The organism is Pseudomonas sp. HMSC067G02, from assembly GCF_001813485.1.
GTDB classification, from domain to species: domain Bacteria; phylum Pseudomonadota; class Gammaproteobacteria; order Pseudomonadales; family Pseudomonadaceae; genus Pseudomonas; species Pseudomonas aeruginosa.
The window spans coordinates 28,662-44,854 of record NZ_KV812708.1 but is presented as its reverse complement, the minus strand read 5'-3'; the positions used below and the strand labels follow the sequence as shown (position 1 = coordinate 44,854).

Sequence of the window (16,193 nt, the reverse complement as noted above, 5' to 3'; positions counted from 1 at the left end):
TCTCAGGCGAAGACTTCCGCCAGCAGGTCATCCATCGCCTGGAAGGCACGCCGGGAGGTCCTGGCGTCATAGTGCATCTTGCCCGGCACCTTGGCGTTCGGATCGGTGAAGGAATGCACCGCGCCGCCGTAGCTGGTGAGCTGCCAGTCGACGCCGGCATCGGTCATCTCCCTGGCGAAGGCCGGCAACTGCTCGCGCGGCACCAGCGGATCGGAGGCGCCGTCGAGGACCAGTACCGCGCCCTTGATATTCCTGGCATGCGCCGGGTCCGGCGTATCCAGGGTGCCATGGAAGGACACGAAGGCCTTCAGCTCGGCGCCGTCGCGAGCCAGCTCCAGCGCGCAGCAACCGCCGAAGCAGAAACCGAAGGCGGCCTGGCGGGTCGTATCGACAGCCGCGAGCGCCTGTCCGCGCAAGGCCGCCAGCGCTGCCTGCATGCGCTTGCGCAGCAGGGCCCGGTCGTTCTTCAGCGGCATCATCGCCGCGCCCGCCTCGTCGCCGTTCTGCGGACGCACGTCCCTGCCGTAGAGGTCCGCCACCAGCACCACGTGCCCACGGCCGGCGACCTGCCGGGCGATGTCCAGCGCGGCGGCGCTCACGCCCATCCAGTTCGGCGCCATCAGCAGGCCCGGGCGCGGCCCCGCGTGGCTGGCGTCGTACACCAGTTGACCTTCGTACGGCTGCCCATCGATGTCGTAGGCGACCGGCTCTACACGAATCTCACTCATGGGTACTGCTCCTGCGAGAGTTGGAAAAGACAAAGCCCGCCGAAGCGGGCTTTGTCGGGGCTACTGCTTAAGCGGACAGCTCCACCAGCAGCTTGTTCAGTCGGCGTACGTAGGCGCCCGGATCCTTGAGGCTGTCCCCCGCGGCCAGGGCGGCCTGGTCGAAGAGAATATGCGACAGCTCGCCGAAGCGGTCCTCGTCCGGCTCCGCATCCAGCTTCTCGATCAGCGGATGCTGCGGGTTGATCTCGAAGATCGGCTTCGAGTCCGGCACTTTCTGCCCGCTGGCCTCGAGGATCTGGCGCATCTGCAGGCCAAGGTCCTGTTCGCCGATGGCGAGGATCGCCGGCGAGTCGGTCAGGCGGTGGGAGACGCGGACTTCGCTGACCTGCTCGTCGAGCACCTTCTTCAGGCGCTCGATCAGGCCTTCCTTGCTCTTGGCGACTTCTTCCTGGGCCTTCTTGTCCTCTTCCGAGTCCAGGCTGCCCAGGTCCAGGTCGCCGCGGGCGACATCGACGAACTGCTTGCCGTCGAACTCCGGCAGGTAGCTCATCAGCCACTCGTCGATGCGATCGGTGAGCAGCAGCACCTCGATGCCCTTCTTGCGGAAGACTTCCAGGTGCGGGCTGTTCTTCACCTGCGAGTAGCTCTCGCCGGTGAGGTAGTAGATCTTGTCCTGGCCTTCCTTCATCCGACCGATGTAGTCGGCCAGCGCTACGCTCTGCTCGCCCGAATCGTCGCCGGTGGAGGCGAAGCGCAGCAGGCCGGCGATCTTCTCCTTGTTGCCGAAGTCTTCCGCGGGGCCTTCCTTGAGGACCTGGCCGAAGTTCTTCCAGAAGGTCTTGTACTGCTCCGGCTCGTTCTTCGCCAGCTTCTCCAGCATGTCCAGCACGCGCTTGGTCAACGCCGACTTCATCGAGTCGATCACCGGATCCTTCTGCAGGATTTCCCGGGAGACGTTCAGCGACAGGTCGTTGGAGTCGACCACACCCTTGATGAAGCGCAGGTACAGCGGCAGGAACTCGTCGGCCTGGTCCATGATGAACACGCGCTGTACGTACAGCTTCAGGCCTCGCGGCGCCTCGCGATGGTACAGGTCGAACGGCGCGCGGCCCGGCACGTAGAGCAGCGAGGTGTATTCCAGCTTGCCTTCGACCTTGTTGTGGCTCCAGCTCAGCGGGTTCTCGAAGTCATGGGCGACGTGCTTGTAGAACTCCTGGTATTCCTCGTCCTTCACCTCGGCGCGCGGACGGGTCCACAGCGCGCTGGCGCGGTTGACCGTTTCCCATTCCGGCTCGGCCGGCTTGTCGGCCTCTTCGCCGTGGAATTCCTTGGGTAGCTCGATCGGCAAAGCGATGTGATCGGAGTATTTCTTGATCACGTTGCGCAGGCGCCAGCCATCGGCGAACTCCTCCTCGCCCTTTTTCAGGTGGAGGACGATGCGGGTGCCGCGTTCGGGCTTGTCGATGGTGGCGACGTCGAACTCGCCCTCGCCCTTCGACGACCAGTGCACGCCTTCGCTGGCCGGCTGGCCGGCGCGACGGGAGTAGACATCGACCTTGTCGGCGACGATGAAGGCGCTGTAGAAACCGACGCCGAACTGGCCGATCAGGTGCGAATCCTTCTTCTGGTCGCCAGACAAGTTCTTCAGGAAGTCGGCGGTCCCGGACTTGGCGATGGTGCCCAGGTGAGTCACCACATCCTCGCGGCTCATGCCGATGCCGTTGTCTTCCAGGGTGACGGTGTTGGCTTCCTTGTCGAAGCTGACGCGGATCTTCAGCTCGGCGCCGCCCTCGAGCAGCTCGGGATTGGCCAGGGCTTCGAAACGCAGCTTGTCGGCGGCGTCCGAGGCGTTGGAAATCAGTTCGCGGAGGAAGATTTCCTTGTTCGAATAGAGAGAATGAATCATCAGGTGAAGCAGTTGCTTCACTTCAGTCTGAAAGCCCAGTGTCTCTTTTTGGGTTTCCACGCTCATCGCTCCAAGCTCCATCAATGACATAAGCCGCGTACCACGGCGGATGTCCCCTAGGTGGGGCCTTCTTCCGGCTTTTCAAGCGCTTATGCGAAAAAACCGCGCACCGTCGTGCGACGACTAGCGTTCGAGCAGTTCGAGACGGGCGATCTCCGCCGGGCGCAACAGGTAGCTCGCCTCCCCCGCACCGGGCATTTCCCGGCGGATCACCAGGCGCCCCTCGCTGTCGAGGCCGGTGAAACGGCCCTCGGCGATACGCCCGCGTACCGTAGTGGCCTTGACCAGGCGCTGGCTGTAGCGCTGCGGTTCGACCTGGACCAGCTCCAGGTCGAGGGTGGCGTTGCCCGGCGCCGGCAGCGCCTGCGGCTCGGGCGGCGCCGCCGCGGCCACGGTCGCAGGCTCCGCCGGCAAGGCGGGGAACGCGTCGCCGCGCACCGTCCACTCCCGCCGGGCGTTCTTCTCCAGCGTCAGCTCCAGCACCTGAGTCTGGCCGGCCACCAGGGCCTCGATACGCAGCGGCCGCGCATGGCTGGCCGCGCGCCAGGACGGCGCCCGCACGAGGCTGACGTCGCGGCTGGCGAAGCGCCGCTGCAGATAGTCGCGCAAGACCAGGGCCAGGGTATCGTCGGAGTCGTAGCCCAGGTCGACCTTGCCGTGCCGATAGCGCAGCCGGTCGGTATACAGCTCGACGTGGCCGCTGAGGGTGGTCCGGTAGTCGCTCGGCAGGCTCAGGTGGAACTCGCCCTCCAGGCGGTTCGGCGCCTTGGGCCGCAGGTCCAGGTGCAAGGTATAGCCACGCAGGAGACGACGCGCCTCGGGCAGGTCCTGCTCCGGTTGCAGCCAGCTCAGCTCGACTTCTGGCAACGCGCCGCCGTCCTCGGGCAGCACGTCCAGGCGCAGCGCCCCGAGCGGCTGTGCCGGAAGGCGGATCTGCAGCTCGCGCTGGGCGTAGAAATCGTGCCCCTGGCGCAGGCTCAGCACGCCGCCGATCAACTCGCCGCTCTGCGGCGCGAAAGGCTTGCCGTTGAACTCCCCGCTGAGCGCGATGGCCAGTTCCGCCGGCGGCCTGGCCTCCGGCTTCAGCCAGCGCAGGCTGAGGATCGCCTCCAGTCGCGCAGCGTCGTGACTGGCCAGCAGCGCCAGGCCGACCACCAGCGGGATGCTACCCAGCGCGGCCAGCCCGACGCCCTTGCGCGCCGTACGCCAGTGCACGCCGATATAGGCCAGTGCCACCGGCGGGAAAAGGCTGCCGTAACCCCACAGCAGACCGGTACCGAAGGCCAGGACGATGACCCAGATATAGCCGGCGACCATCAGCAGCAGGCCGCCCAGAATCAGCAAGGCATCCATCGCGATATCCTCAGCCCACTTTCCGCAGCGTACGGCTCACGGCTCGTCCACCTTGAAATGCGCCCGCGCGGTGGCGATGGGCTCGCCCTGGGTGGTCTGCCAGGCGTTGATCGCGACGTTCGCCACCCGTCGCCCCTGGCGCCAGACCTGGCATTGCGCGTAGGTATCGCGGAAGTGCCCGGCACGCAGGTAATCGATGGAGAAATCGATGATCTTCGGCAGGTGCGGAATGCTCATGAAGGTCAGCAGGTGCAACATCGCCGCATGCTCCATGAAGCCGGCGATCACGCCGCCATGGATGGCCGGCAGGGTCGGGTTGCCGATGTTGTCCTTGTTCGCCGGCAGGCGGAAGACCATGTCGTCGCCCAGGCGCAGGCATTCGATGCCGAGCAGCTTGGCGTACGGGATCAGCTCCACCAGCGGGCTGTAGTCGTTGTTCCGGCGCGCGTCGCGGACCAGTTGCTCGAGGCTGGTCGGGCTCATGCCGCACCTCCCTGCGCGGCCGGCCTGGCCGCCCCGGAGCGAGCCGAACCGCCCATGCGCATGAAGGCGCCGACGACATGGGCGATGGGCTGGCCCGGATCGTCCTGGTAGGCGAAGCCGCGGGTGAAGATCACGTTCGGCGTGACCCGGTAGCACTCGGCGAAGCCATAGACATCCTTGTGCGGTTCGGCGGGATGCATATAGTCGATGCGCAGGTCGAGCGTCGGGCAGATCTCGAAGTCCGGCAGCACGCAGACCGTGGAAATACCGCAGGTGGTGTCCATCAGGGTGGTGATCGCGCCGCCGTGAACGACCCCGCTTTCCGGGTTGCCGATGATCGCCTGGCTGTAGGGCAGGCGCAGGGTCAGTCCTTTCTCGTCGGCGGCCTCGACCGTCAACCCCAGCACCTGGCAATGACGCAAGGCCGAGAGAAAGCGCCGGGCGCGCTCGAGGAGAGGATTTTCCGACATGACGGCGACCTTGCTGGGAGTTTTCTGGAGGGCGAATCATACCCTGCCGCCAAAGCCCCGGCAGCCGGGGTTTTGGACATAACGATCGAAATAGTCGAAGTGTGTGGAACTTCACGCCAGCGCAAATGTTCAAAGGGCTACAACGAGGAAAGCCGCACATGGAGGCTAAACGATGAAAAAGACCGTAACTCTTGCCCTGCTGCTCGCTGCCAGCCTTGGCCTGGCCGCTTGCGACAAGAAAGAGGAAGACAAGGCAGCGGCCCCGGCAGCTCCGGCTACCGAGACCCAGCCGAGCGCTCCGGCTACTCCCCCTGCCGAGCCCAGCGCCCCGGCGCCGTCGAGCGACACTCCGGCAACCCCGCAGACTCCGGCACCGACTCCGGAGCAACCGCAACAGAACCAGCAATAAGTTCTCGTTGACGTACCCTGAAAGAGCCCGCGCAAGCGGGCTCTTTCATGCCCGGGATTCAGCCCCTGGGCACCTCGCCCTCGCCTTCCCGCGGGCTTTCGGCGATTGCGGTCTCGGTGCAGACCATCACCTCCAGCACGTCCGAATGGAATTCGCGGCGATACAGGACCAGCACCACGCCGGCCGTCACCAGCATGAAGAACCAGGAGTTGATGAACCAGGCGAGCATGGCCAGGCCGAAATAGTACGAGCGCAAGCCGAAGTTGAACTGGTTGGCCGCCAGCGAGATGACCCGGGCGGCACGCTCGGCAAAGGATTTGCGCTCCAGCTCGCCGACGTTGCGCTCGCCGATCATCGGTGCCGAGCCGACCAGGATCGCCGCGAAGTTGTACTGGCGCATGCACCAGCTGAAGGTGAAGAAGGCATAGACGAAGACCACTGCCAGGCACAGCAGCTTCAGTTCCGACAGTCCCCGGCTGGCCTCCTCCACGAACGGCAGGTCGGCCAGTACCGAGACGGCGCGGTCGGTGGAGCCCAGCAGGGTGAGGATGCCGGCGAGGATGATCAGCGTGCTGGAAGCGAAGAACGACGCGTTGCGCTCCAGGTTGCCGATCACGCTGGCGTCGGCGATACGGTTGTCACGCAGCAGCAGCCGGCGCATCCAGTCCTCCCGGTAGAGGTGCAGGACGCTGGCCAGGCAAGCGGTGTCGCGGCCCTTCCAGGTGGCGTAGCGGGTGTAGCCCACCCAGCAGAACAGGAACCAGAGCGCCGCCAGCAGGTGTTGCGGCAGGTGCCCGTTGAAAATGCCGAGTTCGGCGGTCATGAAAACTCCCTCTTGAGCCGGCCGGGAATCGCCCCGCCGTTGTTTCGCGCCGTTGGGACGCCGCTCGCCGCGGCCAGGACACGACTTTCGTCGGCTCATGAAAAAGGCCGCCCGGAGGCGGCCTTCCTGGGGTTCGCCTGACGTCTCAGGCGACCGCTTCGCGCGGCTTGCCCAGCAGCCGATCGCAAACGACTGCCAGGACCAGCGCAATGGATACCGGCAGCAGCCAGCCAAGGCTCTGATCGGCGAGCGGGAGCTTGGCGAAGACGTCCGGCACCCACCCGTTCAGCTTGGCCGCCCCCAGCCCGTCGACGATGCCGAAGAGCAGCGCGACGATCATCACCGGCACGAACACCCGCGGGGCCGACACCCAGAGCCGGTCGAACAGGCTCAGGGCGATCAGCACGATGGCGAGCGGATAGAGTCCCACCAGAACCGGTACCGAAAGGCTGATCAACTGGGTCAGTCCCTGGTTGGCGACCAGCAGGCTGAACAGCGAGAACACGATCACCACCGTCTTGTACGAAACCGGCAGCAGGTCGCTGAAGAACTCGCCGCACGCCGTGATCAGCCCTACCGCCGTGGTCAGGCAGGCCAGGGTGATGACCACCGCCAGCAACAGGCTGCCGGAAACGCCAAAGGTCTGCTGCACATAGGCGGTGAGGATCTGTACGCCATTCTGGGCGTCGCCGGCGATGCCCTGGCTGGTGGCGCCAAGATAGAACAGCGCCAGGTAGACCAGGGACAGGCCGGTGGCGGCGATGACCCCGGCGATCATGGAATAGCGCGTGACCAGCCGGCTGTCGCTGATGCCGCGGTCGCGAATGGCGGTGGCGATGACGATACCGAAGACCAGGGCACCGAGGGTATCCATGGTCAGGTAGCCCTGCAGGAAACCCTGCACCAGGGGCGCGCTCTGGTACTCGCCGGAACTGCTGCCGATCTCTCCCGCCGGCGCGAAGATCGCCGCGCCGCCAAGGACCAGCAGGGCCGACAGCAGCACCGGCGTGATGACCTTTCCGACCCGGTCGACAAGGCGACCCGGGTTCAGCACCAGGAACAGAACCACGGAGAAGTAAGCGACGGTATAGACGAGCAATGGCGCGCCGCCGTCCCCGGTGAAGGGCGCGACGCCCATCTCGAAGGACACCACGGCTGTACGCGGGGTGGCGAACAGCGGGCCGATGGCAAGATAGACGGCGATGGCGAACGCCACTCCCGCGCGCCGCCCGATCGGCTGGGTCAGGCGGCCAATACCGCCTCCGACCCGGGCCAGGGCGACCACCGTCAGCAACGGCAGGCCGACACCGGTAAGGAGGAAGCCGAAAGCCGCGCTCCATACGTGTTCGCCCGCCGCCATGCCGGCACTGGGAGGAAAGATGATGTTACCCGCGCCGAGAAAAAGCGCGAACGTCATGAAGCCAAGGGCGAGCAGGTCGAACCCTTTCAAATGAGTCATAGGAGGATGTACCACTGGCAGAAGTCTCGGTTGTTCGGGGTTTCCCTTTGGGGGTGTTAGGAAACATCGTCCTTCCGGATGAGGAGGACCGGTCAAGCCGCCCGACCCCTTTTGAGGGCCATGTGGCGCTATAGCTGCAGGCGCGCTGGCCTGCGGGATGATGCGTGGCGCGCCCGGGGTTTTGTCGGACACGAACCGTTGGCAATGATAGCGCATCGCGGCAACATTCGTTTGACGGATGCGATAGAACGACGAAGGCCACCGCTGTGAGGCGGTGGCCTTCGTCCTGGAACTCAGAAAACCCGGGAAATCAGGCCTTCTTCACTTCCCAACCGGTCAGCTCGGCCAGGGCCTTGCCGATGTCGGCCAGGGAACGCACGGTCTTCACACCGGCGTCCTGCAAGGCGGCGAACTTCTCGTCCGCGGTGCCCTTGCCGCCGGAGATGATGGCGCCGGCGTGGCCCATGCGCTTGCCCGGAGGGGCAGTCACGCCAGCGATGTAGGACACCACCGGCTTGGTCACGTTGGCCTTGATGAAGGCCGCGGCTTCTTCTTCGGCGGAACCACCGATCTCGCCGATCATGACGATGGCTTCGGTCTGCGGATCTTCCTGGAACAGCTTCAGGATGTCGATGAAGTTGGAGCCCGGGATCGGGTCGCCGCCGATGCCCACGCAGGTGGACTGGCCGAAGCCGGCGTCGGTGGTCTGCTTCACGGCTTCGTAGGTCAGGGTGCCGGAACGCGACACGATGCCTACCTTGCCCGGCAGGTGGATGTGACCCGGCATGATGCCGATCTTGCACTCGCCGGGAGTGATCACGCCCGGGCAGTTCGGGCCGATCAGGCGTACGCCCAGCTCGTCGCACTTGACCTTGGCGTCCAGCATGTCGAGGGTCGGGATGCCTTCGGTGATGCAGACGATCAGCTTGATGCCGCCGAATGCCGCTTCCAGGATCGAGTCCTTGCAGAACGGAGCCGGAACGTAGATGACCGAGGCTTCGGCGCCGGTGGCTTCCACGGCTTCCTTGACAGTGTTGAACACCGGCAGGCCGAGGTGGGTGGTGCCGCCCTTGCCGGGGGTCACGCCGCCGACCATCTTGGTGCCGTAGGCGATGGCCTGTTCGGAGTGGAAGGTGCCCTGGCTACCGGTGAAGCCTTGGCAGATGACTTTGGTGTCTTTGTTGATCAGGACGCTCATTACTTACCCTCCGCGGCCTTGACGACTTGCTGGGCAGCGTCGGTCAGGCTGGTTGCCGCGATGATGTTCAGGCCGCTTTCGGCCAGGACCTTGGCACCCAGTTCAGCGTTGTTGCCTTCCAGGCGGACGACAACCGGAACCTTCACGCCGACTTCTTTGACGGCGCCGATGATGCCTTCGGCGATCATGTCGCAACGCACGATGCCGCCGAAGATGTTCACCAGGACAGCCTTCACGTTGCTGTCGGACAGGATGATCTTGAACGCTTCGGTCACGCGCTCCTTGGTCGCACCGCCGCCAACGTCGAGGAAGTTGGCCGGCTTGCCGCCGTGCAGGTTGACGATGTCCATGGTACCCATGGCCAGGCCGGCGCCGTTGACCATGCAGCCGATGTTGCCTTCCAGCGCGACGTAGTTCAGCTCCCACTTCTGCGCATGGGCTTCACGGGCATCGTCCTGGGACGGGTCGTGCATGGCGCGCAGCTTCGGCTGACGGTACAGGGCGTTGCTGTCGATGTTGATCTTGGCATCCAGGCAGTGCAGGTTGCCGTCTTTCTTGATCACCAGCGGGTTCACTTCCAGCAGGGCCAGGTCGTAGTCCTGGAACAGCTTCGCCAGGCCGACGAAGATATGGGTGAACTGCTTGATCTGGTCGCCCTTCAGGCCCAGCTGGAAGGCCAGCTCGCGGCCCTGGTACGGCTGCGCGCCGACCAGCGGGTCGATGGTGGCCTTGAGGATCTTCTCGGGAGTGTCGTGGGCGACCTTCTCGATGTCCACGCCACCTTCGGTGGAAGCCATGAACACGATGCGGCGGCTGGAACGATCGACGACGGCGCCGAGGTACAGCTCCTTGTCGATGTCGGTGCAGGACTCCACCAGGATCTTGCTGACCGGCTGGCCGTTGGCGTCGGTCTGGTAGGTCACCAGGTTCTTGCCCAGCCACTGCTGGGCGAACGCCTTGGCGTCCTCTTTGCTCTTCACCAGCTTCACACCGCCCGCTTTACCGCGGCCGCCGGCGTGCACCTGAGCTTTGACGACCCACTCGCTGCCGCCGATCTTGTCGCAGGCTTCTGCGGCCTCTTCGGGGGTGTCTACGGCAAAGCCCTTGGATACAGGCAGGCCGTATTCAGCGAACAGCTGCTTACCCTGATATTCGTGGAGATTCATGCTTGTCTACCGTTATTCGTCTAGGTATTGCGCATTTCGGCGGAGCGCTCGTGGCACCCCACCACCTGTGACCGTCGCTTCGCGAACCACCCGGCTCGCGAAAAAACAGTCCGGCGGCATACGCCCGCGGCCACCTCGCAACGGTCGCCGGCGCTCACCCGCCGTGGTTCTTCTGAAAGTCTGCCGCCTGCGTCATCCCGACGCAGGCGGCAAACCGTGGATTCTACAGAACCCGGACCCGACAAGGCCAGGAACCTGTCCTGGCCTGACGGACGACGCGTCCCGCGTCGCTGTGACGCCCCTGGCGTGAACCGGGGCGTCGGATCACTCAGCGCTTCTTGCGGTTGGCGATGTGGATGGCATGGCCATTCACCGCCAGGGCAGCTTCGTGCAGGGCCTCAGACAGCGTCGGGTGGGAGAAGACCATCATGCCCAGGTCTTCGGCGCTGGTGCCGAATTCCATGCCGATCGCGCCTTGCTGTACCAGCTCGGCGGCGCTCGGGCCGATCACGTGGACGCCCAGGACGCGGTCGGTCTTCGCATCGGCGATGACCTTGACCAGGCCGGTGGTGTCGTTGGCAGCCATCGCGCGACCGCTGGCGGCGAACGGGAAGGTGCCGACGTTGACTTCGACGCCCTCGGCCTTGAGGGTCTGCTCGGTCTTGCCGACCCAAGCGATTTCCGGGTGGGTGTAGATGACCGACGGGATCAGGTCGTAGTTCATCTGCGCCTTGTGGCCGGCGATGCGCTCGGCGACCATCACGCCCTCTTCCGAGGCCTTGTGCGCGAGCATCGCGCCGCGAACCACGTCACCGATGGCGAAGACGCCCGGAACGCTGGTCTTGCAGTGGTCGTCGACGTAGATGAAGCCACGCTCGTCCAGGGTCACGCCGCTGTCGGCGGCCAGCAGGTCGGTGGTCACCGGGCGACGGCCGACCGCGACGATCAGCTTGTCGAAGGTTTCCTTCTGCTCGCCGTTGGCATCGGTGAAGGTCACGGTGACCTGCTTCTTCTTCACTTCCGAAGCGGTCACGCGGGCGCCCAGGCGAATGTTCAGGCCTTGCTTGGTCAGGACCTTCAGGGCTTCCTTGGCGATCTGCTCGTCGGCAGCCGGGAGGAACTTGTCCAGGGCTTCCAGCACGGTCACCTCGGCACCCAGGCGGGCCCATACCGAACCCAGCTCCAGGCCAATGACGCCGGCGCCGATCACACCCAGCTTCTTCGGCACGGCCTGGAATTCCAGGGCGCCGGTGGAGTCGACGATGATGTCGTCGGTCAGCGGGGCCGGGGGGATCTCCACCGGGCGGGAGCCGGAAGCGATGATCACGTTCTCGGCTTCCAGGACCTGGGTCTTGCCGTCCAGACCGGTCACTTCCACCTGCTTGTTGGCCAGCAGCTTGCCGTGGCCTTCGAAGGAGGTCACGCCGTTGGCCTTGAACAGGGTAGCGATGCCGCCGGTCAGGTTCTTGACGATGTTGGCCTTGCGCGCAACCATCGCCGGAACGTCGATGGTGACGCCCTTGGCTTCGATACCATGGACTTTGAAGGCCTCTTTGGCCTCATGGTACTTGTAGGAGCTGTCCAGCAGCGCCTTGGACGGGATGCAGCCAACGTTCAGGCAGGTACCGCCGAGCGCCACCTTGCCTTCCTTGCCGATGTACTTCTCGATGCAGGCGGTCTTCAGACCCAACTGGGCAGCGCGGATGGCGGCAACGTAACCGCCGGGGCCGGCACCAATCACTACCACGTCGAATTTCTGGCTCATATCTCAATCCTTATTCGGGTGAAACCGGACGGCCCCACGAGGGGGCCGCCGTGAAGAGAAACGCTAAATCAGACGTCCAGCAGCAGGCGAGCCGGATCTTCCAGCAGGTCCTTGATCGCCACCAGGAAGCTCACCGCTTCCTTGCCGTCGATCAGACGGTGGTCGTAGGACAGCGCCAGGTACATCATCGGCAGGATCACCACCTGGCCGTTCACGGCCATCGGGCGCTCCTGGATCTTGTGCATGCCGAGGATGGCGGTCTGCGGCGGGTTGACGATCGGGGTCGACAGCAGGGAACCGAACACGCCACCGTTGGAGATGGTGAAGGTGCCGCCGGTCATGTCTTCGATGGTCAGTTTGCCTTCCTTCGCCTTCTTGCCGAAGTTGGCGATGCCGCCCTCGATCTCGGCCAGGCTCATGAACTCGGCGTTACGCAGTACCGGAACCACCAGGCCGCGGTCGCTGGAAACGGCAACGCCGATGTCCTGGTAGCCGTGGTAGACGATGTCGTTGCCGTCGATGGAAGCGTTGACCCCCGGGAAGCGCTTCAGCGCCTCGGTGGCGGCCTTGACGAAGAAGGACATGAAGCCCAGGCGCACGCCGTTGTGCTTCTTCTCGAACAGGTCCTTGTACTTCGAACGCAGGTCCATGATCGGCTTCATGTTGACCTCGTTGAAGGTGGTCAGCATGGCCATGGCGGACTGCGCCTCGACCAGGCGCTCGGCGACCTTGGCCCGCAGGCGGGTCATCGGCACACGCTTCTCGACACGGTCGCCGGCGGCGAAGATCGGCGCCTCGGCAGCCGGGGCAGCAGGCTTGGCCGGGGCGGCCGGGGCGTTCTTCTTCGCTTCGACCGCAGCGACCACGTCTTCCTTGGTCACGCGACCGCCCTTGCCGGTGCCGGCGATGCTGTTCGGATCGATACCGGCCTCCTCGGCCAGCTTGCGCGCGGCCGGGGACAGGATGGCGTCGTCGCCGCCAGCGGCGGCCGGAGCGGCGTCCTGGGCAGCCGGAGCGGCGGCGGGCGCAGCGGCAGCCGGAGCGGCCGGAGCGGCGGCGCCGCCTTCGTTCAGCTTGCCAAGCAGCTCGTTGCTCAGAACGGTGTCGCCTTCGTTCTTGATGATCTCGGCCAGCACGCCGTCAGCCTCGGCGAGAACCTCGATGACCACCTTGTCGGTCTCGATGTCGACGATCAGTTCGTCGCGCTTGACCGCTTCGCCCGGCTTCTTGTGCCAGGTGGCGACGGTGCCGTCGGCGACCGATTCCGGGAAGGTTGGGGCTTTGATTTCGATAGCCATTGTGTGCGTTTCCTTAAATTCGGTTTCTTCAGCGCGTAGGCGTTAAACAGTAAAGGCGTCTTGCAGCAGTTTTTCCTGCTGCTCGGCGTGCATCGAGGCGTAGCCGCAAGCCGGAGCAGCGGAGCCTTCGCGGCCGGCGTACTCGAGATTGAGGCCCTTCTTGTGCGCGGCGATGACACGACGCATGTGATGCTGGCTGCAGAACCAGGCGCCCTGGTTCATCGGCTCTTCCTGGCACCAGACGATGTGCTTGAGATTCTTGTAGGGAGCCAGAACTTCCGCCAGGTCGTCTTCCGGGAACGGATACAGCTGCTCGATACGGACGATCGCGGTATCTTCGCGGCCTTCCGCGCGACGCTTCTCCAGCAGGTCGTAGTACACCTTGCCGCTGCACAGCACGACGCGGTCGACCTTCTTCGGATCCAGGCTGTCGATTTCCGGGATCACGGTCTGGAAGGAACCGTTGGCCAGATCTTCCAGGGTCGAGATGGCGAGCTTGTGACGCAGCAGGGACTTCGGCGTCATCACCACCAGCGGCTTGCGCAGCGGGCGGATCACCTGACGGCGGAGCATGTGGTAGACCTGAGCCGGGGTGGTCGGCACGCAGACCTGGATGTTCTGCTCGGCGCAGAGCTGCAGGTAGCGCTCCAGGCGCGCGGAGGAGTGCTCCGGACCCTGCCCCTCATAGCCGTGCGGCAGCAGCATGGTCAGGCCGCAGAGTCGGCCCCATTTGCTTTCGCCACTGGTGATGAACTGGTCGATGACCACCTGGGCGCCGTTGGCGAAGTCGCCGAACTGGGCTTCCCAGATCACCAGCGAATTCGGCGTGGTGGTGGCGAAACCGTATTCGAACGCCAGCACGGCCTCTTCCGAAAGGAAGGAATCGTAGATATCCAGGCGCGGCTGGCCGTCGAACAGATTGGCCAGCGGTACGTAGACCGAGTCGTCCTTCTGGTTGTGCAGCACCGCGTGACGGTGCGAGAAGGTGCCACGGCCGACGTCCTGGCCGGTCATCCGTACCGGATGGCCTTCGAACAGCAGGGTCGCGTAGGCCAGGGTCTCGGCGAAGCCCCAGTTGATCGGCAGGCCACCGGCCGCCATCTTCTGGCGATCTTCGTAGATCTTCGAAACCTGGCGCTGAACCACGAAGCCTTCCGGCACTTCCAGCATCTTGCTGGACAGTTCCTGCAGGGTCTTCAGGTCGAAGCGGGTGTCGTGACGCGCGGTCCAGGCATGGCCCAGGTACGGACGCCAGTCGACGAACAGTTCCTTGTTGGGCTCCTTGACCAGGCTCTTCACCACGTGCAGGCCGTTGTCCAGGGCGTCGCGGTAGTCGTCGATCTTCGACTGAACCTGCTCGGCGCTGAGCACGCCGGCATTCACCAGGGCATCGGCGTACAGCTCGCGGGTAGTACGCTGCTTGGCGATCTGCTGGTACATCAGCGGCTGGGTGCCGCTCGGCTCGTCCGCCTCGTTGTGGCCGCGGCGACGGTAGCAGACCAGGTCGATGACCACGTCACGCTTGAACTGCATGCGATAGTCGACGGCCAGCTGGGTGACGAACAGCACGGCTTCGGGATCGTCGCCGTTGACGTGGAAGATCGGCGCCTGAATCATCTTCGCCACGTCGGTGGCGTACTCGGTGGAACGCGCATCGTCCTGGCGGCTGGTGGTGAAACCGACCTGGTTGTTGATCACCAGATGGATGGTGCCACCGGTCTTGTAGGCGCGGGTCTGCGACATCTGGAAGGTTTCCATGACCACGCCCTGCCCCGCGAAGGCGGCATCACCGTGGATGGAAATCGGTACCACCTTGTCGCCGGAGCTGTCCTTGCGGCGGTCCTGGCGGGCACGAACGGAACCCTCGACCACCGGGGAAACGATTTCCAGGTGGGACGGGTTGAACGCCAGCGCCAGGTGGACTTCGCCGCCGCTGGTCATCACGTTCGAGGAGAAGCCCTGGTGGTACTTCACGTCACCGGAGCCCAGCTCGACGATCTTCTTGCCTTCGAACTCGTCGAACAGGTCGCGCGGGTTCTTGCCCAGGGTGTTGACCAGGACGTTCAGGCGACCGCGGTGGGCCATGCCGATGACGATTTCCTTGGCGCCGTAGGAACCGCAGCGCTGGATGATCTCGTCGACCATCGGGATCAGGCTTTCGCCGCCTTCCAGGCCGAAACGCTTGGTGCCCGGGTACTTGGTGCCCAGGTACTTCTCCAGGCCTTCGGCCGCGGTCAGGCGCTCGAGCAGGTGCGCACGCGCCTCGGCGGAGAAGCCGGGACGGCCACGCACGCTTTCCAGGCGCTGGAGGAACCACTTGCGCTGCTCGGAATCGACGATGTGCATGAACTCGGCGCCGAAGGTACCGCAATAGGTACTCTTCAGGCTGTCGACGATTTCACGCAGGGTCGCCTCTTCCTTGCCGATGTAAAGCTCACCGGTGCGGAAAGTGGTGTCCAGATCGGCACCCGTCAGACCGTAGTGGTCGATCGACAGGTCGGCAGGCGCGGGACGCTGCCACAGGCCGAGCGGGTCGAGGGTGGAAGCCTGGTGGCCGCGGAGACGGTAAGCGTGAATGAGACGAAGGACTTCGACCTGTTTCTTCTCGTGCTCGCTGCTCACGCTACCGGCGGAAACCGGCTGGGCACGGCGCTGGTTCTTGGCCAGCAGGACGAAATGATCGCGCACTGTGGAGTGCGAGACGTCGGGGGCGGGATTGCCATCGGCGGGAAGCTTCTGGAAATACGTGCGCCACTCTTCTGGCACAGCGTTAGGGTCGTGCAGGTAGAGCTCGTAGAGCTCTTCGACGTAGGCAGCGTTACCACCGGATAGATGGGCACTGTTCCACATCCGCTGCATTACGCTTTCGTGCATGCTAGGTCACCCTCGGTAAGGGGACAACCACCTGGCGAAACCTTGAAGGCTCCGAAGTCCTCAGGCAGCGACATCGGTATGGCCACTACAGATCCCGCAGATAGTCCGGGTACCAGCCCGGATGCCCCTGCTGGTCATATTTTTCAAATCTGGGCCATGGCTTTGTGAGCTTGGCCCGCTTAGTTGCTGCGACGCCGGAAG

At 64.6% G+C, this 16,193-nt stretch carries 13 protein-coding genes; 1 reads left to right on the top strand and 12 read right to left on the bottom strand.

Features of this window, described 5'->3' with window-relative positions; genetic code table 11:
* Positions 1 to 2 precede the first annotated feature (2 nt).
* The 5 genes from HMPREF2914_RS23140 to HMPREF2914_RS23120 all read right to left on the bottom strand — a co-directional run bounded on the left by HMPREF2914_RS23140 (position 3) and on the right by HMPREF2914_RS23120 (position 5,000).
* Positions 3 to 728, bottom strand: a complete 726-nt coding sequence (locus tag HMPREF2914_RS23140) for a dienelactone hydrolase family protein (RefSeq protein ID WP_003087448.1) — start codon at positions 726 to 728, stop codon at positions 3 to 5.
* A 67-nt stretch (positions 729 to 795) separates the two neighbouring features.
* The gene (gene htpG, locus HMPREF2914_RS23135) at positions 796 to 2,700 is read right to left on the bottom strand and encodes a molecular chaperone HtpG (protein ID WP_003087446.1); all 1,905 of its coding nucleotides are present in this window, start codon (positions 2,698 to 2,700) and stop codon (positions 796 to 798) included.
* Positions 2,701 to 2,817: 117 nt separating this feature from the next.
* Complete coding sequence (locus HMPREF2914_RS23130; RefSeq protein WP_023091996.1) at positions 2,818 to 4,047, bottom strand: hypothetical protein; 1,230 nt, start codon at positions 4,045 to 4,047, stop codon at positions 2,818 to 2,820.
* 36 nt (positions 4,048 to 4,083) lie between these two features.
* Positions 4,084 to 4,530, bottom strand: a complete 447-nt coding sequence (locus HMPREF2914_RS23125) for a PaaI family thioesterase (RefSeq protein ID WP_003087441.1) — start codon at positions 4,528 to 4,530, stop codon at positions 4,084 to 4,086.
* Positions 4,527 to 5,000, bottom strand: a complete 474-nt coding sequence (locus tag HMPREF2914_RS23120) for a PaaI family thioesterase (RefSeq protein ID WP_003087438.1) — start codon at positions 4,998 to 5,000, stop codon at positions 4,527 to 4,529. The genes HMPREF2914_RS23125 and HMPREF2914_RS23120 overlap by 4 nt, the downstream gene beginning before the upstream one ends.
* 172 nt (positions 5,001 to 5,172) lie before the next feature.
* On the opposite strand from HMPREF2914_RS23120, the gene HMPREF2914_RS23115 reads away from it, so the two are divergent.
* Positions 5,173 to 5,409 (top strand): hypothetical protein, encoded by a 237-nt coding sequence (locus tag HMPREF2914_RS23115; RefSeq protein ID WP_003087435.1) that lies wholly within the window; start codon positions 5,173 to 5,175, stop codon positions 5,407 to 5,409.
* Positions 5,410 to 5,467: 58 nt separating this feature from the next.
* Here the strand turns inward: HMPREF2914_RS23115 and HMPREF2914_RS23110 are convergent, their stop codons facing one another.
* The 7 genes from HMPREF2914_RS23110 to HMPREF2914_RS23080 all read right to left on the bottom strand — a co-directional run bounded on the left by HMPREF2914_RS23110 (position 5,468) and on the right by HMPREF2914_RS23080 (position 15,992).
* Positions 5,468 to 6,232, bottom strand: coding sequence for a DUF599 domain-containing protein (locus HMPREF2914_RS23110; RefSeq protein WP_023091997.1), 765 nt, complete (start codon positions 6,230 to 6,232; stop codon positions 5,468 to 5,470).
* 145 nt (positions 6,233 to 6,377) lie between these two features.
* On the bottom strand, positions 6,378 to 7,691 hold the full coding sequence (gene brnQ, locus HMPREF2914_RS23105) for a branched-chain amino acid transport system II carrier protein (RefSeq protein ID WP_003087430.1): 1,314 nt from the start codon (positions 7,689 to 7,691) through the stop codon (positions 6,378 to 6,380).
* A 310-nt stretch (positions 7,692 to 8,001) separates the two neighbouring features.
* Entirely contained in the window at positions 8,002 to 8,889 is an 888-nt protein-coding gene (sucD, locus tag HMPREF2914_RS23100; protein WP_003087428.1) for a succinate--CoA ligase subunit alpha, read from the bottom strand.
* Positions 8,889 to 10,055 carry an ADP-forming succinate--CoA ligase subunit beta gene (gene sucC, locus HMPREF2914_RS23095; protein ID WP_003087425.1) on the bottom strand — a complete coding sequence of 389 codons (1,167 nt, stop codon included), beginning with the start codon at positions 10,053 to 10,055 and terminating at the stop codon, positions 8,889 to 8,891. Before sucC ends, sucD begins: the two co-directional genes overlap by 1 nt.
* Positions 10,056 to 10,383: 328 nt before the next feature.
* Positions 10,384 to 11,820: a dihydrolipoyl dehydrogenase gene (lpdA, locus tag HMPREF2914_RS23090; protein WP_003087422.1), complete on the bottom strand. Its 1,437-nt coding sequence runs from the start codon at positions 11,818 to 11,820 to the stop codon at positions 10,384 to 10,386.
* A gap of 68 nt (positions 11,821 to 11,888) precedes the next feature.
* A complete protein-coding gene (gene odhB, locus HMPREF2914_RS23085; protein WP_023091998.1) occupies positions 11,889 to 13,118 on the bottom strand; it encodes a 2-oxoglutarate dehydrogenase complex dihydrolipoyllysine-residue succinyltransferase in 1,230 nt (409 codons plus the stop codon).
* A 42-nt stretch (positions 13,119 to 13,160) separates the two neighbouring features.
* Positions 13,161 to 15,992, bottom strand: a complete 2,832-nt coding sequence (locus HMPREF2914_RS23080) for a 2-oxoglutarate dehydrogenase E1 component (RefSeq protein WP_003087413.1) — start codon at positions 15,990 to 15,992, stop codon at positions 13,161 to 13,163.
* Positions 15,993 to 16,193 lie beyond the last annotated feature (201 nt).

Bases quoted from the DNA above. Each gene is read 5' to 3' on its own strand.
- HMPREF2914_RS23140 (WP_003087448.1), bottom strand. From the start codon at position 728: ATGAGTGAGATTCGTGTAGAGCCGGTCGCCTACGACATCGATGGGCAG.
- htpG (WP_003087446.1), bottom strand. From the start codon at position 2,700: ATGAGCGTGGAAACCCAAAAAGAGACACTGGGCTTTCAGACTGAAGTG.
- HMPREF2914_RS23130 (WP_023091996.1), bottom strand. From the start codon at position 4,047: ATGGATGCCTTGCTGATTCTGGGCGGCCTGCTGCTGATGGTCGCCGGC.
- HMPREF2914_RS23125 (WP_003087441.1), bottom strand. From the start codon at position 4,530: ATGAGCCCGACCAGCCTCGAGCAACTGGTCCGCGACGCGCGCCGGAAC.
- HMPREF2914_RS23120 (WP_003087438.1), bottom strand. From the start codon at position 5,000: ATGTCGGAAAATCCTCTCCTCGAGCGCGCCCGGCGCTTTCTCTCGGCC.
- HMPREF2914_RS23115 (WP_003087435.1), top strand. From the start codon at position 5,173: ATGAAAAAGACCGTAACTCTTGCCCTGCTGCTCGCTGCCAGCCTTGGC.
- HMPREF2914_RS23110 (WP_023091997.1), bottom strand. From the start codon at position 6,232: ATGACCGCCGAACTCGGCATTTTCAACGGGCACCTGCCGCAACACCTG.
- brnQ (WP_003087430.1), bottom strand. From the start codon at position 7,691: ATGACTCATTTGAAAGGGTTCGACCTGCTCGCCCTTGGCTTCATGACG.
- sucD (WP_003087428.1), bottom strand. From the start codon at position 8,889: ATGAGCGTCCTGATCAACAAAGACACCAAAGTCATCTGCCAAGGCTTC.
- sucC (WP_003087425.1), bottom strand. From the start codon at position 10,055: ATGAATCTCCACGAATATCAGGGTAAGCAGCTGTTCGCTGAATACGGC.
- lpdA (WP_003087422.1), bottom strand. From the start codon at position 11,820: ATGAGCCAGAAATTCGACGTGGTAGTGATTGGTGCCGGCCCCGGCGGT.
- odhB (WP_023091998.1), bottom strand. From the start codon at position 13,118: ATGGCTATCGAAATCAAAGCCCCAACCTTCCCGGAATCGGTCGCCGAC.
- HMPREF2914_RS23080 (WP_003087413.1), bottom strand. From the start codon at position 15,992: ATGCACGAAAGCGTAATGCAGCGGATGTGGAACAGTGCCCATCTATCC.